At 71.7% G+C, this 21,174-nt stretch carries 17 protein-coding genes; 9 read left to right on the forward strand and 8 right to left on the reverse strand.

Going from position 1 to position 21,174, the window contains the following annotated elements:
- Nucleotides 1-5 precede the first annotated feature (5 nt).
- Entirely contained in the window at nt 6-3,851 is a 3,846-nt protein-coding gene (locus ACIP89_RS04430) for an SDR family NAD(P)-dependent oxidoreductase (RefSeq protein WP_402112954.1), read from the forward strand.
- Nucleotides 3,852-3,901: 50 nt separating this feature from the next.
- On the opposite strand, the gene ACIP89_RS04435 is transcribed toward ACIP89_RS04430, so the two are convergent.
- From ACIP89_RS04435 to ACIP89_RS04470, 8 genes are read right to left on the reverse strand one after another with little or no spacing between them, the layout of a single operon-like run.
- Nucleotides 3,902-4,666 (reverse strand): thioesterase II family protein, encoded by a 765-nt coding sequence (locus ACIP89_RS04435; RefSeq protein WP_401925322.1) that lies wholly within the window; start codon nt 4,664-4,666, stop codon nt 3,902-3,904.
- Entirely contained in the window at nt 4,663-5,949 is a 1,287-nt protein-coding gene (locus tag ACIP89_RS04440) for a cytochrome P450 (RefSeq protein ID WP_401922627.1), read from the reverse strand. Before ACIP89_RS04440 ends, ACIP89_RS04435 begins: the two co-directional genes overlap by 4 nt.
- 1 nt (nt 5,950) lies before the next feature.
- A complete protein-coding gene (locus tag ACIP89_RS04445) occupies nt 5,951-6,199 on the reverse strand; it encodes an acyl carrier protein (RefSeq protein ID WP_401922630.1) in 249 nt (82 codons plus the stop codon).
- Nucleotides 6,199-7,176 (reverse strand): transketolase family protein, encoded by a 978-nt coding sequence (locus tag ACIP89_RS04450; protein WP_402112957.1) that lies wholly within the window; start codon nt 7,174-7,176, stop codon nt 6,199-6,201. The genes ACIP89_RS04445 and ACIP89_RS04450 overlap by 1 nt, the downstream gene beginning before the upstream one ends.
- Complete coding sequence (locus ACIP89_RS04455; protein WP_401922634.1) at nt 7,173-7,955, reverse strand: transketolase; 783 nt, start codon at nt 7,953-7,955, stop codon at nt 7,173-7,175. Before ACIP89_RS04455 ends, ACIP89_RS04450 begins: the two co-directional genes overlap by 4 nt.
- Entirely contained in the window at nt 7,952-9,256 is a 1,305-nt protein-coding gene (locus ACIP89_RS04460; protein ID WP_402112959.1) for a DegT/DnrJ/EryC1/StrS family aminotransferase, read from the reverse strand. Before ACIP89_RS04460 ends, ACIP89_RS04455 begins: the two co-directional genes overlap by 4 nt.
- Entirely contained in the window at nt 9,256-10,389 is a 1,134-nt protein-coding gene (locus tag ACIP89_RS04465) for a BtrH N-terminal domain-containing protein (RefSeq protein WP_401925330.1), read from the reverse strand. Before ACIP89_RS04465 ends, ACIP89_RS04460 begins: the two co-directional genes overlap by 1 nt.
- Nucleotides 10,281-10,823 carry a hypothetical protein gene (locus tag ACIP89_RS04470; protein ID WP_401922642.1) on the reverse strand — a complete coding sequence of 181 codons (543 nt, stop codon included), beginning with the start codon at nt 10,821-10,823 and terminating at the stop codon, nt 10,281-10,283. Before ACIP89_RS04470 ends, ACIP89_RS04465 begins: the two co-directional genes overlap by 109 nt.
- A gap of 230 nt (nt 10,824-11,053) precedes the next feature.
- Here ACIP89_RS04470 and lysW point away from each other — a divergent pair, with 230 nt between their 5' ends.
- Genes lysW through ACIP89_RS04510 form a run of 8 tightly spaced genes read left to right on the forward strand, consistent with a single transcriptional unit; the run spans nt 11,054 to nt 21,138 of the window.
- Nucleotides 11,054-11,230: a lysine biosynthesis protein LysW gene (lysW, locus tag ACIP89_RS04475; protein ID WP_401922644.1), complete on the forward strand. Its 177-nt coding sequence runs from the start codon at nt 11,054-11,056 to the stop codon at nt 11,228-11,230.
- Between the two features lie 30 nt (nt 11,231-11,260).
- A complete protein-coding gene (locus ACIP89_RS04480; protein WP_402112961.1) occupies nt 11,261-12,130 on the forward strand; it encodes a RimK family alpha-L-glutamate ligase in 870 nt (289 codons plus the stop codon).
- The gene (argC, locus tag ACIP89_RS04485; protein ID WP_401922649.1) at nt 12,127-13,107 is read left to right on the forward strand and encodes an N-acetyl-gamma-glutamyl-phosphate reductase; all 981 of its coding nucleotides are present in this window, start codon (nt 12,127-12,129) and stop codon (nt 13,105-13,107) included. The genes ACIP89_RS04480 and argC overlap by 4 nt, the downstream gene beginning before the upstream one ends.
- A gap of 13 nt (nt 13,108-13,120) precedes the next feature.
- Nucleotides 13,121-13,942 carry a [LysW]-aminoadipate kinase gene (locus tag ACIP89_RS04490; protein ID WP_401922652.1) on the forward strand — a complete coding sequence of 274 codons (822 nt, stop codon included), beginning with the start codon at nt 13,121-13,123 and terminating at the stop codon, nt 13,940-13,942.
- The gene (locus tag ACIP89_RS04495; RefSeq protein WP_401922654.1) at nt 13,939-15,039 is read left to right on the forward strand and encodes a M20/M25/M40 family metallo-hydrolase; all 1,101 of its coding nucleotides are present in this window, start codon (nt 13,939-13,941) and stop codon (nt 15,037-15,039) included. Before ACIP89_RS04490 ends, ACIP89_RS04495 begins: the two co-directional genes overlap by 4 nt.
- Before the next feature lie 10 nt (nt 15,040-15,049).
- Nucleotides 15,050-15,868, forward strand: coding sequence for an SDR family oxidoreductase (locus tag ACIP89_RS04500; RefSeq protein WP_401922656.1), 819 nt, complete (start codon nt 15,050-15,052; stop codon nt 15,866-15,868).
- A 33-nt stretch (nt 15,869-15,901) separates the two neighbouring features.
- Entirely contained in the window at nt 15,902-19,312 is a 3,411-nt protein-coding gene (locus tag ACIP89_RS04505) for an amino acid adenylation domain-containing protein (RefSeq protein WP_402112964.1), read from the forward strand.
- Nucleotides 19,309-21,138 (forward strand): AMP-binding protein, encoded by a 1,830-nt coding sequence (locus ACIP89_RS04510; RefSeq protein WP_402112967.1) that lies wholly within the window; start codon nt 19,309-19,311, stop codon nt 21,136-21,138. Before ACIP89_RS04505 ends, ACIP89_RS04510 begins: the two co-directional genes overlap by 4 nt.
- Nucleotides 21,139-21,174 lie beyond the last annotated feature (36 nt).

A 21,174-nucleotide genomic window follows, 5' to 3' on the forward strand; every position in this document is an offset into this window, starting at 1 on the left:
AAAGCGTGAGTGACATCGGCGGGACGCCGCGCACCGCACCGGCGGACCTGACGGGGATCGGCCTTCTCGCGGGCGCCGTTCCCGGCGTGCGCGAGGCGGTGGCGGTCACCCGCCACCGGGTGAGGACACCTGAGGCATCCGGCGGGCGGGACCCGGAAGGCGCACCGGCCACGGCCGCTGCGGCCGGAACCCCGCTCCCGGACGACCGGCCGGCCGTCAGCACCGGCCCCGCACCGCGCGTTCCGGCGGACGGCGTGGGAACGCTGACCGAGGCCCTGCTCAAGGCGGCGGAACTCGCGCCGGAGCGCGGTACGACCTTCGTGCTCCGGGACGGGGCTACGGACCGGCAGACGTACGCGGAGCTGCTGGACGAGGCGCTGCGGCTGCTGGCCGGACTGAGAGGGGCCGGGATCGGCCGGGGCGAGGCCGTGCTGCTCCAATGCGCCGACAGCCGCGCCTTCCTCACCGGCTTCTGGGCCTGTGTGCTCGGTGGCTTCCTGCCGACTCCGGTGGGGCCCGCGCCCGACTACACGGCGGACAACGCCGTCACACGCAAGCTGCGGTCGGCCTGGCAGCTGCTCGGCAGGCCCTTCGTGCTGACCGATACGGAGCTGCGGGACGGCGTCGCCGGCCTGGGCCGTGGCTGGGGGGCCGGGTTCAGGACCGGCTCCGTCGCGGAGCTGACCGCCGCGGAGGCCGCCGAACCAGAGGCCGCCCACCCCGATCAGCCGGCGCTCAACCTGCTGACCTCGGGCAGCACCGGAACGCCCAAGTGCGTGCGGCACGCGCACAGGTCCGTCGTGGCGCGCAGCTACGCGACCGCCCAGGCCAACGGATTCACCGAGCACGAGGTCACACTGAACTTCATGCCCCTCGACCACGTCGGCGGCATCGTCATGTCGAACGTGCGGGACGTCCTGCTGCGGTGCGAACACGTCAACGCGCTCACGGACTCCCTCGTCCGCCGCCCGGTGAATCTCCTCGACTGGTGCGAGCACTTCGAGATCACCAACACCTGGGCGCCCAACTTCGCGTTCGCACTGGTCAACAAGCACGCCGCGGAGATCGAGGCGGGCAGCTGGGACCTTTCGCGGCTCCGGCACATCTGCAACGCGGGGGAGGCGGTGGTGCCGCGCACCGCGCACCGCCTCCTCGAACTGCTCACCCCGCACGGACTGCCGCCCTCCGCGATGGTCCCCTGCTGGGGCATGTCGGAGACCTCGTCGGGGGTCACCTACTCGGCGATGGACGCGCGGGACCCCGCGGTGGGCACCGTCTCCCTCGATCCGGCCTCGCTGGACGGCCCGCTGGTCGCGCTCCCGCACGGCACACCGCGCGCTGTCGTGCTCGCCGACGCCGGACCCCCGATACCCGGGGTCGGCCTGCGCATCGTCGGCCGCGGGGGCGAGGTCCTCCCCGAGGGCCGCGTCGGACGGCTCCAGGTCACCGGGGACACCCTGCTGCTCGAATACTTCAGGAACGCGCCCGCCAACGCGGCGAGCTTCACCGACGACGGCTGGTTCGAGACCGGGGACCTCGCGTTCCTGCGCCAAGGGCGCCTCACGCTCACCGGCCGCGAGAAGGACATGGTGATCGTCAACGGCGCCAACCATCCGGTGTCCGACATCGAAGCGGTGGTCGAACAGTGCCCCGGCGTACGGCCGGCCTGCGCCGCGGTGTGCGCCGTCCGCGACGAGGAGGCCGACACCGGTGCGCTCCTCGTGTTCTTCGTGCCCGCCGAGGACGCGGCCGGAGACCTCGACGGCACCGTCACCGCCATCCGGGCGGAACTCGCCCGTGACCTCGCGCTGCGGCCGAAGGCGGTCGTACCCGTGACCGCCGACGAGTTCCCCAGAACGGCCAGCGGCAAGATCCAGCGCAATCAGCTCGCCGAGGCCTACGCGGACGGGCGGTTCGACGGCCGGCAGTACGACCGGCGGCCCGCACGCGACGAGACGGAGGACGACTGGCTGCTCGAACGCGTCTGGACAGCCGTCGACGAGGCCGGCGCGGACTCGCCCACCCGGCCGGTCCTGCTGTACGCGCCGGGGGACAGCACCCTGGCGGAACACCTCACCGGACTCCTTCCCGGCGGACGGATCAGGGTGCTCTCGGCCGGAATCCGGCCGCGGACCCCCGGGCCGGGGCACGCGGAGGTGGACCCCCTCGACCCGGAGCAGCACGACCGCGCGCTCGCCCACCTCACCGGGGACCTCGGCGAGCCGCTCCGGGTGCTGTACGCGTGGGCGAGCGGGCCGGGACCGGCGGTGGCCGGGGCGGCGCCGGACGGCCTCGCGGCGGCGCACCTGCTGGTCGCTCTCGCTGCCCTCGCGCGGGCCCACCCGGACGCCGAGGTCACCGTCCTCACCCGGCACGCCCTGGGCGTGGCGGCGGAGGACGAGGTGGACCCGGGCCGGGCGGCGCTCTCCGGCCTGGTCCGCAGCGCCGCCGCCGAAGGCCTGCTCGGCTCGGTCGGGCTGCTCGACGTGCCCGCGGACGCCGGCGCCGCCGAGTGCGCCCGGCTCGCGCTGACCAGGTACGGAACCGACACGATCGCCGTCCGGGACGGCACGGCGTACGCACCGCGGCTGCGGATGACGGCCAGGCCCACCGAGCTCGGCGTCCCGGCCGAGGCCCTGCGGCCCGGCGGCACCTGTCTGGTCATCGGCGGTCTCGGCGGTCTCGGCCGCATCGTCGCCGAGTACCTGGTCGCCGCCCTGGGCGCCCGGCTCCTGATCACCGGACGCACCCCGGAGGCCGAACTGCCCCGCACGGGAGCCGGTGCCGTGCTGCGCGATCTCCGCGACCTGGGCGATGTGCGCTACGCCGCGGTGGATGTCGCCTCCGCGGCCGCGCTGGGCGAAGCGGTCACCGAGGCCGAGAAGCACTGGGGGCGGCCCCTGGACCTGGTGGTCCACACCGCGGGCGCGTCGCCGGCCCCGCAGTGGGAGGACCTCTCGGCTCATCAGTTCGGCAGGGAGAGTGTCCCCTGGCTGCGCACCATGCTGCACTCCAAACTCGAAGGCGGGGCGGCGGTCGGGGAGCTGCTCGACGGCCACCCGGACACCGGTGTGGTGCTGTTCTCCTCGGTCAACGGCTTCCTCGGCGGCAGCGCCTACAGCGCCTACGCCGCGGCGAACGCGGCGCTCGACGGCTTCGCGCACCGCTGGGCGGCCGGTGGCCGGTATGTGCGCTGTCTGGCGTGGAGCATGTGGGCCGGCGTGGGCATGAACGACGGCAGTCCGCTGATCGCCGCCGCGCAGCGCCGCGGGCTGCGGCTGATCGAACCCTCCGACGGGCTGGGGCTGCTGCTCGCCGCCCTGAACCAGCCCCGGCCGTACCTCCTGATCGGCGCCGATCCGGGCAACCCCCACCTGGAGGAGCACCTCGCACCGGACCAGTTCGCCGGCGGCAGTACCGTGGTGGCCGTGGTGCCCGACGGTTCCGTGGAACCCGAGGCGGTCAGGAGCGCCGTGGCAGCGGCCCTCGCCCGGCGCGGCGTACTGGCCCAGGTCCTGGCCGTCCCGCAGATCGCGCGAGACCCGGGGGGCAGCCCCGACGCCGTCCGGATTCTCGCCCAACGCGACGGCGCTGCCGGGCCCTCGCGGTACGTGGCCCCGCAGGGGGCGACGGAGTCGGTGGTGGCCCGGGTCATCCAGGAACAGCTGAAGCAGGGCCCGGTGGGCCGGGAGGACTCGGTCTTCGCGCTCGGCGGCGACTCGATCCAGGTACTGCAGGTGGCGGGCGTCCTGGGCGAGTGCTTCGGGCGTGAACTGCCGGTCAGGCTGCTGTACGTCCACCCGACCGTCCGGGAGCTCGCCACGGCCATCGACGCCGGTGGGCCCGGCTGACTCCGGGCGGCGGTCGCGCCCCGGACCGGGGCGCGACGCACCGGTAACCGTCAGACGGTGACGGACTGTTGGATCGTCGTCGCGACCTCGGCCCGGTGGTCGGTGAGGAAGAAGTGTCCACCGGGGCGGACGAACAGCTCGAACCGCTCCGAGGTCATCTCGCCCCAGCGGCGCATCTCCTCGGCCTCCACCTCGGGGTCGGCGTCGCCGCACCAGGCCAGGACGGGGCAGCCCAGGGCCCGGCCCGGCGTGTACGTGTACCCCTCGATCAGGGCGAAGTCGGCCCGCATCATGGGGATCAGGACGTCGAGCAGCTCGTCATGCGCCAGGATCTCCTCCGAGGCGGCCCCGTAGTCGCGGAGCACCTGCACGAACTCGGCCCTGGGCAGCGTGGAGAACCGGGTCCGGGGGCGGCGGATGGGCGGGGCGGGGCGGCCGCTGACGAACAGGAAGTCCGCCGGACCGCCCAGCCGTTCGAGGCGCCTGGCCACCTCGAACGCGATGATCGCCCCCATGCTGTGCCCGAACAGCAGGGGCCTGGTCGGCGCGCGGGCGATCAGGGCCGCGATCTCGTCGGCCAGCTCCGCCATGTCGGTGGGACCCGGCTCCGCCATCCTGGGTCCCCGGCCGGGCAGCTGGACGGGGACGAGTTCGACCGTGTCGTGGAAGCGCGGGGCCCAGGGCGCGTAGTAGCCGGCCGTCCCTCCCGCGAAGGGGAAGCAGTACAGGCTCGCGGAGGCGCCGCCGAGCCGGAACCGGTCGTCGAACCAGGAGCCGGCCCTGGTCCCGGCCGGGGGGCGTGGCGATTCGGTCATCCGGCGGCCTCCGAGAGGGTCCGTTCGGTGACCCCGGCCCGCGGGGTGAGCCGCACCGGCATGTTCTTGTAGCCGGCCACCAGGTTCGATGCCAGATGAGTCACCTCGCCGGCCGGTTCGACCCGCTCCACCAGGTTCATCAGCTCGTCCAGGAAGATGCGCAGGCCGAGGGTGGCGAGTCCGGCGCCGATGCAGTAGTGCGGCCCGACGCCGAAGGCGACGTGCTTGTTCGGCTGCCGCGTCACGTCGAACTCGTACGGCCGGTCGAAGACCCGCTCGTCACGGTTGGCCGAACCCAGCCACACGCTCACCGGCTCGCCCTCCCGCAGCGTCCTGCCGTGCAGCTGGACATCGCGCAGTGCGTAGCGCATGAAGTGGCTCGCCGGGGACGACCAGCGCAGGGTCTCCTGGACGCACAGCCGCCGAAGGCCCTCGTCCTCGCGGACCCTGCGGAACTGCCCCGGATGCTCGGCCATCATGGCCACCAGCGTGGATGTGACGTGCGGTGTCGTGACGTTCGCGCCCAGCAGGAGGGCGTAGCAGTTGAGGACGAGCTGCTGCTCGGTCAGCGGAGCCCCGTCGACGTCCATCGAGCGCAGAATGCTCAGCAGATCACCGCCGTGGTCGTCGGAACGCTGCCGGGACCGGACTTCGCTCAGGAAGAAGTCGAACAGCTCGTGGTGCGCCTGGCGAAGCGTGGCCCTGGAGTCGCCGACCGAGTAGTCGGGGTCGTCGTAGGCGATCGTCATCGCCGTCAGCTCGGACATGCGCCGCCAGTTCTCCCGCGGCAGACCCATGAGCGTTCCGGTGAAGGCCATGGGGAACAGCAGCGCGGCCTGCGCCATGTCGAACACCCCGCCGTCGAGCGCCGGGCGCAGCAGGTCGCGGACGATCGCGCGTATCGGCTCCTCCTGTGCGGCGACGGCGCGGGGAGTCAGCGCCCGGTTCACCGGTTCCCTCAGCATCCGGTGCCGGGGCGGATCGGTGTCGGGCATCATCTCGTCGGAGGCGAAGTCGGGCATGCTCAGATCGATGATGCACAGCATGGTCCCGCGCCGGGAGGTGAACGACTCGTAGTCGCGCAGCACCATCGAGACGTCCTCGTGCCGCGTCAGCACCCAGAACGCCTCGCGGCCGTCGGCCGGGTCGCAGTAGTAGGCGGGGTCGTGCTCCCGCAGCTGCGCCCACAGCGCGTGCGGATCGGCGGACGCGTAGTAGGCGGAATCGAGCAGGTCGGCGTCCTTGAACTCGGCGGGGCCGAAGGGAGGTCGGGTGAGTCGCATGTCAGGCTCCTTCGCCGGGGTCCGTGAGCCGGACGTTGACCTCGTGCGTGAGTTCGGTGACGACCGTCGCCCGGTAGAAGACCCTGGGCGTGAGCCGCACCCCGAATTCCTTGTCGATGACGTCCAGCAGCTCGATCGCCGACAGCGAGGTGCCGCCGAGCGTGAAGAAGTCGTCGCTGTCGCGGACGTGCTCGACCTTCAGTACGCGCCCGTAGACCTCGGCGATCTGCGAGCTTGTGGGATCAGGCATCAGGCATCCACCTTTACGGCTTCCGGTTTTCCGATGACGCGTAACGCGGCCGCTCCGATCGCGGCCGCGCTGACGCCGGCTTCCTCCAGGGCTTCCCGGTGTCCTCGTACGACGGTCCCCACGCGGCCCCGTACGGCCACCCGCAGGTGCGGTACGGGGCAGTGCTCGCCGATCGTCTCCGCCACGGCGTCACCGAGTCCGCCGCAGGGGCGGTGCTCCTCCACCGTGACCAGCCCGGCGGTGGCCCTCGCGGCGCGCACCACCGCCCCGGTGTCCAGCGGCGAGAGGGTGTGGACCTGCACCACGCGGCAGCGCACCCCGTCGGCCAGGAGCTCGTCCGCCGCCTGGAGGGCCATCAGCACGGGATACGGCCCCATGGCCATCAGCGTGACGTCGTCGCCGGTCCGCAGGGGCACCACGCGCCCGAGTTCGAAGCGGGGAACGACGTCGTGCACGGCGGGGGTGGCCGAGCGTCCCAGCCGCAGGTACGAGGGTCCCGGCAGGGTGTGCAGGGCCCGCAGCGCCGGAGCTGTCTCCGACGCGTCCGCGGGCACCACGACGGTCAGGTCCATCAGCGCCCTGGCGACGGCCAGGTCCTCCAGCCCGTAGTGGGTGGTTCCGAAGTGCGTCGCGGAGAGGCCCGCGTGGGTCGCGACGACGCGTACGGGCAGTTCGTTGCCGACGATGTCGACCTTGAGCTGCTCGGCGGCCCGCATCGTGGCGAAGGTGGCCATGGTGTGGACGTAGGGCAGGTATCCGCGGGAGGCCAGGCCGGCGGCGATGCCGAACATGTTCGCCTCGGCGATCCCCACATTGACGTAGCGCTCGGGGAACCGGGCGCCGAAGGTGTTCTCCAGCCCGCCGGTGTCCGAGTCGAGGCAGATGACGCGTTCGTCGGCCTCCGCCAGTTCGATGAGCGCCCTGCGGTACGCGAGCCGGGGGGACTCCGGCTCCTTCCTGTCCGGTGCGGCCGTCATGAGGGTGCCTGCGCTTCCAGGCTCGCGTACGCGCGTTTGAGCAGCTCCGGCCGCAGCGTCACGTAGTGGCTCGCCGTCTTCCCCTGCAGGAATGACACCCCTCGCCCCTTCAGCGTCTGTGCGATCACCGCGACGGGGCGCTCGCCGGGCCGGCTCAGGGCCGTGCGCAACGCCTCCAGATCGTGTCCGTCGACCGTCCGGGTCTCCCAGCCGAATGCCTCGAACCTGGTGGCGAGGGGTTCGAGGCCCACGCCGTCCTCGGTCGGCCCGGTGATCTGGAGACGGTTGCGGTCGATGACGGCGACGATGCTGTTCAGCCGCTGGTGCCCGGCGAACATCGCCGCTTCCCAGACCGTCCCCTCCTGCAACTCGCCGTCCCCGAGCAGCAGATAGACGCGCCCGGAGCCGCCGGAGAACCTCTCGGCAAGGGCCAGGCCGGAGGCCAGGCTCAGGCCGTGTCCGAGCGAACCGGTGGGGAACTCGACACCGGGCAGCCCGCGGGGCGGATGCCCGAACAGCCGGCTCCCGGGTGTCGCGTACCGGGTCAGCTCCTCCGGGTCGAGCCGCCCGGTGGCCGCGAGGGCGGCGTAGAGCGCGGGTGCGGCATGTCCCTTGCTGAGGACGAAGGCGTCCCGCTCGCCGAGGACCTCGCCGTAGAGCACGGCGAGGATGTCCGCGCAGGAGAGGCTGCCGCCCAGGTGCGCGCCCTGCGGGCCCGCGGCCATCCGCACGATGTCGCGTCGCAGCCGGTGCGCGAGTTCCGCGAGAGGGCGCGTCATCGGGCGCCGTCCGCGAAGTGCCGGCGCCAGTCGTCCGTGCCCTGTGCACGGGCGATGTCGCGGACCAGACCGAGGTGCTCCCAGGCCTTCTCGAAGCCTCGCGCGTACAGGGAGAGCACGTCGGCGGCGGCCGGATTGAGATGGCGCCGCTGAAGACAGAGCGAGCCGTCGATGACCTGGCAGGTCGAAGGGAACCGGGCGGCGATGTCCTCGTACGTCGTGTCCGCCGGGCGGAAGGCGGGGTGCGCGGGCAGGGGAGCCACCTGGTACTGCGAGACGGGCACTCCCTCGGCCCTGAGCACGCGGTGCAGCGCCCGGCGGACCGCGGCGGGCGCGATGCCCGCCATGTCCATCTCCTCGGGCACGAGCAGGAGCCGGATGATGTGCCAGGAGTGCGAGCGGTCCGCCGGCACGTGCGGGACCCGGAGGCCGGGCAGCGCCGCGAGCCGGCCGAGCAGGGCGGTGACGGCCAGGTCCCGGTCCTTCGAGTAGGCCGGGAGGCGGGTCAGCTGCGAGCGGGTGAAGGCCGCTTGTACGGGACCGAGCCGGGCGTTGCCGCCCGCGCCGTGCGCGATGTAGGTCCGGATGCCCGCCGGTGCGCGCTCACCGAAGTTCCGCAGCGCGAGCGCGGCCTCGTACAGCGGACCGGAGTCGGTGGTGATCAGCCCGCCTTCCCCGCAGGTCGGCAGGTTCTTGCTCGGGTGGAGACTGAAGCAGCCGGCCAGACCGAGCGCGCCGGTTCTTCGGCTCCGGTAGGTGGCGCCGTGCGCCTGCGCCGCGTCCTCGACCACCGCCAGCGCGCCGGCCTCCGCCGTGGAGGCCAACTCGTCCATATCGGCCGGCAGTCCGTGCAGATGGACGGGCAGGAGCGCCGCGGTCCGCTCCGTCAGCACCTCGGGAACCCGCTTCGGATCCAAGGTGTAGGTGTCGGGGGCTATGTCGGCGAACACCGGCGTGGCGTTGCACTGGAGGACCGCGTGGGCGGTCGCGTTCATGGTCAGCGCGGGGACGACGACCTCGTCGCCGGGGCCGATACCGAGCGCGCCGAGCGCCACCCGCAGGGCCGCGGTTCCCGAGCTCACGGCCACGCAGTGGGCCACTCCGACGTGCGCGGCCCATTCCCGCTCCAGCGCGGGGACTTCCGCCTCCCCGGCCGCGGTCGCGGTGAGCCGGCCACCGCGCAGCACGCGGGACACGGCCTGCTCATCCCCGGGCGTGACGACCGGCCAGAGCGTCGTGGCCGCGGACGCGGTGCCGGAGGGGACGGCCGGTGTTCCGCCGAGCATCGCGAGCTTGCTCATCAGACCTCCTTCGGCTTGTCTTCCCAGTGCGTGAGTACGTCCTCCAGGCGCTGGAGGCTCTGTTCCCAGTGGACCAGCAGCCTTCTGCCCAGGGCCGTCACCCGGTGCTCGGCCGGGTGGTCCGCGACGGCTCCGTGTGCCGAGCCGACCCGCAGTCCCGTCCAGCTGTGCGCCACCAGGTCGACCCAGCGCGCGGCCTCCACGAGGTCGGGCCGCTCGAACCGCAGCCCTGCCCGGGTGAGGAAGGTGCTGTGCAGGCTCGTCTCGGCCTGGGCCGGCCAGCCGAGGACGTAGATCTCCTGGAGGGCGCGCCTGCCCTCGCGGCGGATCCGGCCGGGCAGCTCGTCGAGCAGGCGCGCGAGGACGGCGGGGCCCTCGGCCCCTCCGGTGCCGCGCATCGAGGCCACGTTGTCCGTCACCACCTCGCGCAGCCAGGGCAGCGAGAGCGTGGGCTGCGGACCGGTGGTGCGTACCTCCAGCCAGCGCCAGGCCGGGGAACTGCCCGCGAAGAACGGGTCGCTCGCGTCGTCGACGGCCAGGGAACTGCGCGCCTCTTCGAGAACGGAACGGGGCAGGTCTCCGCGGTGGGCGGGCGGCATGGGGTCCACGATCCGGTACACCTCGCGCTCCGGCTCGTACCCCGTGACGACGAGGAGGTGGGCCGCGTGCACGTCGTGGTAGGCCGGCCGGAAGGGCAGGTGGTAGTTGTTCACCGCGACGACGGGGAGGACGCCCCGCGCGAGTGAGGCCACCACGTCGTGGTGGGCCGCGGCGGCGTCGCGGGGACTGTGCCAGCGCAGCGATACCGGGTGGTGCAGGCAAAAGTATTCTTCGATGCGGTCACCGGCCGGATGGAAGTATTCCACCGATTCGACGGGACCCGTAGGTGCAGAGAAACGCCATCCGGCGCCGAGCGCCTGGACGGGATCCCACCCCGCACGTTCGAGTACGTAACCGATATCCATCTGCAGACAACTGCTCAGATCGTCGTACCAGGAAACAAAAGAGCCCCCTGCCGGGGCGTTCACCGAACAGTCTCGATGGTGAGGGCAAATATATGTAAGGCCGGGTTGTCGGGCAGCCGGAGTGCGCGTACGGGCTCTCTCCGTGTCACCGGTATCCGCACGGCCCATAATTGACCCGACAGGTTGTCCTGGTGGTGGTGCGGATAGTGCATCGAGGGTGACGCCGCGGCAAGGGATTCGCCGAAGTGCGCCTGCGCGGGCCAGAAATCAGAGACCCTGATCCACTCCGGATCGACAGCCCCGGAGGAGTAATGGATGTGAACGGTCTCCTCGCAGCGCCGTTCTGCGGTCGCCAATAAGTGCAACCATTCCGCTTTGCCTTCGGGAAGTTGTAGATATTGGGCTTCGCAACGGATGTTGTCGGGCTCGGAGCTGACCCTGCTGATGCCCTCGAAGGGGACTCCGTCTACGGAGAGCCGGCCGGAAGGGATGGTTTCGAGTTGCAAACTGTTCCCCCAAACGTTTAGTCGGCCGTCACTCAGGTTCTGTCTTGCGGTAAGGGCGACGTTGTTGAGATGCGGTGCCAGATCGACCGCTGTCATGGTGTGGACACGTGACGTCTCTACGGGCGGAAAGTGGCTCACTCCTCGACCCTCATCGATTCATGTGGGGTACCTGGGACAGCGCCTGCACTGGGGCTGGATGCTAGGCGACGTACTCAGGCCGAAGCAAGACTTAATATTCTCATGGCCTACTCTTGACTGCCTCGCGATTCGAGTGTTCTACTTCCGCTGGATGTCAGGTCCATGCTCCTGGGGAGAGGAAAGTCAATATGGCGGTTTCACCCAGTGAATGCCCTGAGTGTCACGCAACCGTTGCAGTCGACGCGGACGTGATGATCGCGGAGATTATTGACTGTGTGGATTGCTCCACGGGACTTGAGGTGGTGTCCGTGGACCCGCTGATCCTCGCCCTGGCCCCCGAGATCGAAGAGGACTGGGGAGAATAGCCCGGGAGCCGGGCGGCCTGGCAGCATCCGATGACGGGGGACGGGGGGCGAGTGCGGTCGTCGTATCCAGTAGTGCTGATTGCCACGCGTATCCGTGCTGAGGAACGCATGTTGCTCGAAGCGTTCCGGCGCCGCGCGGTGTCCTGCGTGCACGTGGACGACCGCACTCTGGTCTACCGGGTGGGCGGACCGCCGCCGAAATGGCGTGCTGTTCTCAACCGTGCGATTTCAGCGACCAGAAGGCTCGAAGTAAGCAGACTGTACGAAGCGTTGGACATTGCTGTGTTCAACTCGCTTGCAACACTGACGTGTTGCAGCAGCAAGATAGCCGGTTCGCTCGCTCTGCACCATGCCGGACTCCCGATCCCCGAGACCGCGATCGCACTCGACGCCTCGTCCGGCGGTGCGGCGGTCGCCGAGGTCGGGTTCCCCGCCGTGGTCAAGCCCGTGGTCGGTTCCTGGGGCCGGGGCCTCGCCAAGGTCAACGACACCGATGCGGCCGAGGCCGTCTTCGGCCTGCGGGATCAGATGCCCTCACCGGTCCAGAAACTGCCCTACGCCCAGGAGTTCGTACGCGGTCGTGACATCAGGGTGCTGGTCGTCGGCGGCCGGGCGGTCGCCGCGATCGAGCGGGCCGGCGAGCACTGGGTACGCAATACCGCCCGGGGAGGGCAGGCGCGGGCCTGCGTGCTCGACCCCGAGCTCACCGAACTCGCGGAACGCGCCGCGGAGGCGGTGGGGGGCGGCATCCTCGGGGTCGATCTCCTGGAGACGGACCAGGGGAACCGGCTCGTGATCGAAGTCAACGGCGGGGTCGAGTTCCACGGCCTCGCGGCCGCGCATCCCAAGATCCCGGTCGCCGATGTGATGATCGACTACGTGTTGGGCAGGACTCCATGAAGGCTTCGGTCATCGGCGCCTCCGGCTATGCCGGCGGTGAACTCGTACGGCTGGCTCTCGGGCACCCGGACCTCGACCTCGTCCAGGTGACGTCACGGCGCCACGCCGGTGGCACGCTCGGAGCCGCGCACCCCAACCTCCGGCACTACACGGACATCACGTTCACGGAACCCGACCGCCTCGAAACCGTCGATGTCCTCTTCACCGCGTTGCCCAAGGGCGAATCGCTGAGCCTGCAACCCCGGTTGACCCGGGCCGCGGCCCTGCTCGTGGACCTGGGGCAGGACTTCAGGGACCCGGCCGGGAGCACGGACCCGCCCTTCGTGCCGGGACTCCCGGAGCTGTACAGGGCAGAGCTGGCCGGCGCCGACCGGATCAGCGTCCCCGGCTGCATGGCGACGGCCGCCACCCTCGCCATCAAACCCCTGGCGGAGGCGGGACTGGTGGCCGGCGACGTCATCGTCGACGCGCGCACGGGATCCAGCGGCGCGGGAGCGGCACCCGGCGAGGCGACCCACCACGCGGAGAGACAGCACGCCTTACGCGTGTACCGCGCGGCCGGACACCGGCACGAACGGGAAGTCGGCCGGATGTGCGGGATCAGGGCACGGATGACCGTGACCGCCGTGCCCCTCGTCAGGGGCGTTCAGGTCATCGCGCACATCCGGCCTTCCCGGCCGGTGTCCCGCGCCGAGATCTGGCAGACATACCGCCGGCACTACGCCGGCGAACCCTTCGTCCGGCTCGTGGCCCGGCGGGCGGGACTGCACCGGCTGCCCGATCCGCAGTTCCTGACCGGGAGCAACTTCACCGACATCGGATTCGACGTCGACGACGACGGCGAGCGCGTCGTCGTCGTCGCGGCCCTGGACAATCTCGTCAAGGGCGCCGCCGGGGGAGCGGTCCAGAGCATGAACGTCGCCACGGGAATCCCCGAACGGACCGGCGTGGACTTTCCCGGATTGCACCCGGTGTAGGCGGGTGGCGGCCATGGACGGCGTACTCGTGGTGAAGCTCGGCGGCGGCCTGGACCCCGGCCGGACGCTCGACAACGTCGCGGCTCTGCACCGGGCCGGGACCCAGGTGGTCCTCGTGCACGGCGGCGGAGCGGAGGCGGACCGGCTCGCCGGGCAGCTGGACCGCCCGGTGCGGGCCATCGAGGCGCCCGACGGCACCCGGAGCAGACGGACGGACGAGGAAGCGCTCGACGTCCTGGCCATGGCGCTGCTCGGCCGGGTCAAACCGGCCCTGGTCGGCGGCCTGCGGGCGCGAGGCGTGATCGCGGCCGGGCTGTGCGGGGCGGACGGCGCACTGCTGACGGCCGAACGCAAGACAGCGATCAGAAGCCGGGAGAACGGCAGGGTGCGGCTGATCCGCGACGACCACGCGGGCCGGGTCACGCGCGTCGCCCCGGCCGTCCTGCGCACCCTGCTCACCGGCGGCCTCGTCCCCGTGGTGTCCCCGCCGGCCGCCGACGACGAAGGGCGGCTGCTCAACGTCGACGCCGACCAGGTCGCGGCGGCCGTCGCCACGGCACTGGGCGCGCAGGCACTCGTCCTCCTCACCGACGTGCCCGGAGTACTGCGCGACCCGGCGGACCCCGCGTCCGTCATGGCCCGGCTCGACTGTCCGGGCCCGGAACAGGACGCCGTGGGAGGCAGGATGCGGCACAAGGTACGCGCCGCGGTCCGGGCCGGACTGGGCGGAGTCCGGCACGTGGTCATCGGCCACGGCGGCATCGACGGCCCGGTGGACTCCGCGCTCAACGGCGCCGGAACCCTCGTTGTGGGAGCACGGCAGGTGGGCGCGTGACCTCTTCGGCCGACCACCTCACATGGCTCCTCAGGTCAATGCTGTCCATCCCGTCCGTCTCCGGGCACGAGGGCCGGCTGGCCGTCTTCCTCGCGGAGCAGATGGAACACCTCGGGATGGACACCCACATCGACGAAGCCGGAAACGTGCACGGCGCCGCGGGGCCCGTCGGCGCGCCGACGGTGCTGCTCCTCGGGCACATCGACACCGTCCCGGGCACCGTCCCCGTATGCCGGGTGGGCGACCTGCTCTACGGCCGTGGCGCGGTGGACGCTAAGGGCCCCATGGCGGCGCTGATCACGGCCGCGTCCCGGGCGACGAACGTACGCGCGGTGGTGGTCGGCGCCGTGGGGGAGGAAGTGGCGGGCTCCCGCGGCACCCGCCACCTGCTGCGCACGATGGCACCGCCCGACGCGGTGGTGATCGGCGAGCCGAGCGGCTGGGACGGCGTCTGCCTGGGGTACAAGGGCCGGGTCGGAGTGGAGTACGAGGTCACCAGGCCACCCCTGCACACCAGCAGCCCGGAACCCACCGCCGTCGAGGCGGCCGTCGGCTTCTGCGCCCTGGTGAAGGAGTACCTGCGGGCCCACCACGGGTCGGCGGACTCCGTCGCCTTCGACGCCGCGGCGGGCACCGTGGTGAGCCTGCGCGGAGATCTGAGCCGCGCCGAGGCGTTCCTGACCTGCCGGGTGCCCCTCGGATTCGACTTCGACGCGTTCGAGCGGCACCTGCGGCGCCACAGCGACGGCACGGTGGAGTTCGACGAGCGGGTCGCCGCGGTGCGCCGGCCGCGAAGCGACCCCGTGGCCAGGGCGATGCGCGCGGCCATCATGCTCCAGGGCGGCGAACCCGTCCTGAAGCTGAAGGCCGGGACCTCGGACATGAACGTGGCCGACCGCTGGGGGGTGCCGATGGTCGCCTACGGGCCCGGCGACGCCCACCTGGACCACACGAGCGACGAGCACATCGTGCTGCCGGAGCTGCACAGATCGGTCGCCGTGCTCGACACGGCACTCTCCCGGCTGGCCACGCTGCTGAAGAAACGGGCGGCGGACGCCACCCGGCCGCGAGAAGTGCTCTCCAGTGGCACGGGATGAGGGGAAGACGATGCGGGTCGAAGGACACATCGCGATGATCACGGGCGCGGCCCGTGCCCTGGGGCGTTCCCACGCCTTCACCTTCGCACGCGAAGGCGCCGACCTGCTGCTGGTCGACCGCTGCGAGGAGGACGGACCCTACCGGCTCTCGGGCCGCAAGGAACTGGAGGAGACCGCGGCCGAATGCCGCCGCCTCGGCGGCCGGGTCCTGACGGCGGTCGCGGACGTACGGAGCCAGTCGGCCGTGGACGCGGCGGTCGCCGCGGGCATCGACGAGTTCGGCCGGATCGACATCCTCGTCAACAACGCCGGCCTGCTCGCCCCCGGCGGGGTGCGCTCGCACGAACTGAGCGAGCAGGACTGGAACATGGTCATCGACGTCAACCTCAACGGGACCTGGCGCTGCTGCCGCGCCGTGCTGCCCGGAATGGTCGCGCAGCGCTCCGGCGTGATCGTGAACACGGCCTCGGTCGGCGGGCTCGTCGCGTACGAGATGTATTCGAGCTACGTCGCCTCCAAACACGCGGTCGTGGGCCTCACCAAGGCGCTGGCCCTGGAGTACGGCCGCTCCGGAATCCGGGTGAACGCGGTGTGCCCGAGCACGGTGGCCGCCGACGACCGCCTGGACACCGCGAGTACGGCGGCCGTGGCCCGGACCATGGGGGCGAGCCTGGACGACTACGAGCGCAGCTCCTCCTCGTACCACGCGATCGGCCGGCTGGTGACCGCGCAGGAGGTGTCGGCGGCCTGCCTCTGGCTGGCCGGCCCCGAATCCGGCGGCACCACGGGCACGGCACTGGCCGTGGACGGCGGCTTCACCGCGCGCTGAGGCAGGGACCGCTATCCGAGAGAGAGGAGCGAAGTGACTGAGCAACGGGACGGGACAGGCCGGCGCGACCCGCTCGAACAGCGGCTCGCGGCACTGGCGCCCGCACAGCGTGACCTCGTGATGCGGATCATGGAACAGAACACCCCGGACGCCGCGGCCCGCGTCCGGCGACGGCCGCCGGCCCTCACCGAGATCCCGGCGTCCTTCGAGCAGGAGCGGCTGTGGTTCATGAGCGAGCTGCTCACGCACGGGGAGATCTTCCATGTGCCGACGGCGCTCAGGGTCAGGGGCCGGCTGCACGTCGAGGCGCTGCGCCGGGCCCTCGGCCGGCTGACCGCCCGCCACGAAGCGCTGCGCACGGTGTTCGTGGCGGGCGCCGACGGCCCCCGGCAGTTCGTCCTCGACAGCGTGGACATCCCCCTCGTGGTGCACGCCCGCGGGAACGAACCGGACCCGGAGGCGGCGGCTCGCAGCCGGGCCGCGCAGGCGATCGCGCAGCCCTTCGACCTGAGTACGGGGCCGCTGCTGCGCTGCGAGCTGTCCGAACTGGGCGAGGACGACCACCTGTTCGTGATCGTCCAGCACCACATCGTCTCCGACTACTGGTCGCTCGGGATCCTGCTGAGCGACCTCGGAGCGCTCTACGCCGCCGAGCTCGGCAGCCCGCTGGAGCTCGAACCGCTCGACCTCCAGTACCCCGACTTCGCGCACTGGCAGCGCGAGACCATGGACCGCAAGGCCATGGAGCGGCAACTCGACTTCTGGCGCGAAGCCTTGGACGGCATACCCGAGGCGCTCGACCTGCCGACCGACCGTCCGCGCCCGGCGATCAGGGCCAGTCAGGGCAGATTCCACCGCGTCGAGTTCGCCCCGCCCCTGGTCGCCGCCATGCGACAGCTCGCCCACGAGAACTCCACCACGCTCCATGTCGCCTTCCTCTCCCTCTACTTCGGCCTCCTCTCCCGGCTGACCAGACACGAGGAGCTGGTCGTCGGCGTGCCGGTCGCAGGCCGGACCAAGCCCGAACTGCAGCACATGCTCGGCTACTTCCTGAACTGGCTGGCGATCCGGGTCGACGTGAGCGGGCGGCCCTCGCTCCGGCAGCTCGTCCGGCGCACCCGGGACGCCTTCAACGCGGCACTCGCCCATCAGGACGTGCCCTTCGACATGCTGGTGCGCGAGCTCCAGCCGGCCCGGGTACCCGGGGTCACGCCGGTCTTCCAGACGTCCTTCAGCCTGCGCGACGGCGCTCCGGAGCCACCGGACCTCCCCGGCCTCGACGTGAGCTTCGCCGATCTCGACGGCGGTGCGACGCACTTCGACCTGATGGCGGAGCTGTGGTGCGAGGACGACCGCGTCGTGGGCTATTTCCCTTACGACGACGAGCTGTTCGACGAGTCGACCGTGGCCTCGTACGTGCGGTGGATGACCCATCTCATGGAGGCGGGCACGGCCGATCCCGGCCGGCCGCTCTGTGACGTGCCGCTGATCACCCCGGCCGAGCACGAAGAGCTCGCCGCCGCCCCCGCCGCCGACTTCCGCGACCCCACCACGACGCTGCACGCCCGGTTCCGCGACCGGGCCGCCCGCGAGCCGGACGCGATCGCGGTCTGCGACGAGCGGAGCGCTCTGTCCTACGCGGAGCTGGGCCGGCGCGCCGACCGTCTGGCGCACGTACTGCTCGGCCACGGGGCAGGCCCGGGGACGACCGTGGCGCTCATGGTCGAGCGGACCGCCGACCTGCCCACCGCCGTGCTGGCCGTCCTCAAGTGCGGCGCCGCGTACCTCTCCATCGACCCGGACAGCCCGGCCGACCGGACCGCGAGCCAGTTCGCTGACTGCGCCGTGACGGTCGTGATCGCGTCGCCCGAGCTGGCCGGGCGGCTGCCCCAGGGCCCGGCGCGGGTCGTCCCGCTCGACTGGGACGCCCCGGAACTACGGGACGCGGCCGAGGAGGCGGTCGAGGTCGCGGTGGCGCCCCAGTCCCCGGCCTACGTCATCTACACCTCGGGTTCGACCGGCTCCCCCAAGGGCGTGGTGGTGTCGCACGCCAACGTGCTGCGGCTGTTCGCCGCGGCCGACCGGGTCTTCGACATCGGCGGCGACGACGTGTGGACGCTGTTCCACTCCTCCGCCTTCGACTTCTCCGTGTGGGAGCTGTGGGGGGCGCTGCTGTACGGGGGCCGGCTCGTCGTGGTCCCGTACTGGGTGACCAGGGCGCCGGACGCCTTTCTCGAACTCCTCGGACGCGAAAGCGTCACGGTCCTCAGCCAGACCCCGTCCGCCTTCCTCCAGACGGCCGACGTCGCGTTCGCCAGACGCCCTCGGCTCGCCCTGCGCTACGTGGTGTTCGGCGGCGAGGCGCTGAACTTCGGCGCCCTGGCGAAATGGTTCGAGGCGTTCGGCGAGCAGGGTCCCGAGCTGGTGAACATGTACGGGATCACCGAGACGACGGTGCACGTCACGTTCCGGCGGGTCGTCCGCGCCGACACCGCCGAGACGGACTCCCTCCTCGGGGAACCGCTGGCGGACCTGTCCCTCTATGTGCTCGACGCCGAACTGCGGCCCGTGCCCCCCGGAATACCCGGCGAGATATTCGTCGGTGGCGGCGGGGTCGCCCAGCGCTACCAGGGTGACCCCGCGCTGACGGCGCTGCGGATGCTCCCGGACCCGTACAGCCCCGTTCCCGGCGCGCGGATGTACCGGACGGGGGACATCGCCCTGCGCAGGCGGGACGGTGAGCTGGTCTACCGGGGGCGCGCCGACCAGCAGTACAAGATCCGCGGACACCGGGTGGAGCTCGGGGAGATCCAGTCCGCCCTTCTCGGCCTCGAAGAGGTGGCCGGGGGCGCGGCCTTCGTCGCCGAGGACCGGGGCACCGGCCTGGCGCTCCACGCCTGTGTGGTGCCGGCCGTGGAGCCCGCGCCGACCCCGACACAGATCCGGCGCAAGCTGCTGCGGACCCTTCCCGACTGGATGGTTCCGACGGTCGTCATGGTGCTGGACGAGCTGCCGCTCACGCGCAACGGAAAGCTGGACCGGCGCGCGCTGACAGCGCTGCGGCGCGAGGAGGTCCAGCAGCACGCGCCCTCGACACCGCCCAGCGGCGAGGTCGCCGAGGCCCTGGCGGCCGTCTGGGAAGAGATGCTCGGCGTCAGCGGCATCGGCGGCGAGTCCAACTTCTTCGAGCTCGGGGGGCACTCCCTGATGGTCGTGCAGCTCGTGTCGAGGATCCACGCCGCGTTCGGGAGGGAGATCCCGATGGAGACCCTGTTCCTGAAACCCGGGCTGCAGGCGATGGCCGACGCCGTCGAAGAGATCGCGGTCTCGGAGGACACCGGCCTCGCGGTGGAGAGCGAGGACTGGATCGACGGGCTCTCCGAGTCCGAAGTCGACGCCATGATCGCCGCGATGGCGGAGAGCCCGGAGGAGGGGGACCATTGACCACGAACCCGATGACCACCGTGCCGGGAGCGGTCGAGCACCACGCGAGGACGAGGCCCGACGCGCTGGCGATCCAGCACGGCGAGGTCCGGGTCGGCTACGCCGAGCTGAACGAGCGGGCGAACCGGCTGGCGCGGGTCCTGCTGGCCAACGGGGTGCGGCGGCAGGACGTGGTCGCCGTCCACCTCGCACGGTCCGTCGAATGGGTCGTCTCGATGCTGGCCACCCTGAAGGCGGGCGCCGTCTGCATGTCGCTCGACCCGAAGGCACCCGCGGAGCGGACGGCGCGTGCGATCGGCCTCACGGGCCCACCGGTCGTCCTGACGAGCGCGAGCGGGGCCGCGCAGCTGTCGGCGCGGGCGGCCCGGGTACTCGTGGTCGAGGAGGCGCTGGCGGCGCCGGGTACGGACACCGGTGATCCCGGCATCGCGGTCGGGCCGGCCGACCTGGCGTTCGCCATGCACACCTCGGGCTCCTCGGGCAAGGTGAAGATCGTCCTGGCCCAGCACAGCTGGCTCACCCACGGGGTGTCCCAGGGCGTCGCCGTCAACCGCACCGGCCCGGCGGACCGCGGGTCCTGGCTCGCGCCGACGGGTGCGGGGATCTCCGTCCACGAGGTGTGCATGCTGCTGTGGGCGGGGGCCAGCACCCACATCGCGGAGCCGGAGGTCGTGGCATCGCCGGCCGCCCTGCGCGAATGGCTGCTCGACCACAGGATCACGCAGACCTTCGTCATCACCCCCGTGGGCGAGGTGCTGCAATCGCTCGACTGGCCGCGGGACTGCTCCCTGCGGCTGATGACGGTCGGCGGCGACAAGCTGAACCACTGGGCACCGGAGGGCCTTCCGTTCGAAGTCACCGTCTCCTACGGGTCCCTTGAGGCATTCCAGATCGCCAACTCGCTGTACCCGTGGGAATCGCGGTGCACGGCGGCCACGGCTACGGCCGCCGACCGCGCCGCCGCGCCGCCCGTGGGCCGGCCGCTGCCCGGGGTGCGCGTGCACCTCCTTGAGGAGGACCTGGCTCCGGTGGCCGAGGGGGCGATGGGGGAGGTGTGGGTCGACTCGCCCGCTCTCGCGCTCGGCTATCTCGCGGATCCCGCGCTGACGGCGGACAAGTTCCGCCCGAACCCCTTCGGCGCCCCGGGCAGCCGGCTCTACCGCTCCGGAGACGCGGGACGGCTGAGGGCCGACGGGGTGCTGGAGCACCGCGGGCGCATCGACGACGTGGTCAAGATCCGCGGGCACCGCGTCGAGGTGGGCGAAGTGGAATGGGCGCTGGGCCGTCACCCGGACGTGGCCCGGGTGTGCGTGGTCGGGGTACGGGAGGAGGGGCAGAGCCAACTGGTCGCCTGCCTGGTCACGCGCGGGCCCGTCACCCCCGCCGAACTGCGCTCCCACGCGGTGCGGCATCTGCAGGAGTTCATGGTGCCCGTCGCCTACGTACTCCTGGACCGCCTGCCCCTGAACACCTCCAACAAGATCGACCGGCTCTCACTGCCGCCGGCCGACTGGCGCAAGTGGCGGCCCGCACAGCCCTACCGCGAACCGCGGGGCGAGGTTCCACGAGGGCTCGCCGGGCTGTACTCGGAACTGCTCGCCGTCGACCGGGTGGGCGCGGACGACAACTTCTTCGAGCTCGGGGGCGACTCACTGCTCGCGGCCCGGCTGCAGAACCGGATCGACGGCCTCTTCGGAGTGAAGGTCGCGCTGCGGGACCTGATGGCGGCCGGAACGCTGGAAGAACTGGCCGGGCAGGTGACGCTGCGGCGTGCCGACAATTCCGGCGGTGAGGCACTTCCACCGATTGTCCGAAGGAATCGGTGAAGAAAAAAGGGAAACTCGGGCTGTCTGTCATGGTCA

Origin of the sequence: Streptomyces sp. NPDC088730 (assembly GCF_044751215.1) — a bacterium.
Lineage (GTDB): Bacteria > Actinomycetota > Actinomycetes > Streptomycetales > Streptomycetaceae > Streptomyces.

Excerpts from the sequence above, each read along its gene's own strand:
- ACIP89_RS04435 (WP_401925322.1), bottom strand. The coding sequence starts at position 4,666 with ATGACCGAATCGCCACGCCCCCCGGCCGGGACCAGGGCCGGCTCCTGG.
- ACIP89_RS04440 (WP_401922627.1), bottom strand. The coding sequence starts at position 5,949 with ATGCGACTCACCCGACCTCCCTTCGGCCCCGCCGAGTTCAAGGACGCC.
- ACIP89_RS04445 (WP_401922630.1), bottom strand. The coding sequence starts at position 6,199 with ATGCCTGATCCCACAAGCTCGCAGATCGCCGAGGTCTACGGGCGCGTA.
- ACIP89_RS04450 (WP_402112957.1), bottom strand. The coding sequence starts at position 7,176 with ATGACGGCCGCACCGGACAGGAAGGAGCCGGAGTCCCCCCGGCTCGCG.
- ACIP89_RS04455 (WP_401922634.1), bottom strand. The coding sequence starts at position 7,955 with ATGACGCGCCCTCTCGCGGAACTCGCGCACCGGCTGCGACGCGACATC.
- ACIP89_RS04460 (WP_402112959.1), bottom strand. The coding sequence starts at position 9,256 with ATGAGCAAGCTCGCGATGCTCGGCGGAACACCGGCCGTCCCCTCCGGC.
- ACIP89_RS04465 (WP_401925330.1), bottom strand. The coding sequence starts at position 10,389 with ATGGGCCGTGCGGATACCGGTGACACGGAGAGAGCCCGTACGCGCACT.
- ACIP89_RS04470 (WP_401922642.1), bottom strand. The coding sequence starts at position 10,823 with ATGACAGCGGTCGATCTGGCACCGCATCTCAACAACGTCGCCCTTACC.
- lysW (WP_401922644.1), top strand. The coding sequence starts at position 11,054 with ATGGCGGTTTCACCCAGTGAATGCCCTGAGTGTCACGCAACCGTTGCA.
- ACIP89_RS04480 (WP_402112961.1), top strand. The coding sequence starts at position 11,261 with ATGACGGGGGACGGGGGGCGAGTGCGGTCGTCGTATCCAGTAGTGCTG.
- argC (WP_401922649.1), top strand. The coding sequence starts at position 12,127 with ATGAAGGCTTCGGTCATCGGCGCCTCCGGCTATGCCGGCGGTGAACTC.
- ACIP89_RS04490 (WP_401922652.1), top strand. The coding sequence starts at position 13,121 with ATGGACGGCGTACTCGTGGTGAAGCTCGGCGGCGGCCTGGACCCCGGC.
- ACIP89_RS04500 (WP_401922656.1), top strand. The coding sequence starts at position 15,050 with ATGCGGGTCGAAGGACACATCGCGATGATCACGGGCGCGGCCCGTGCC.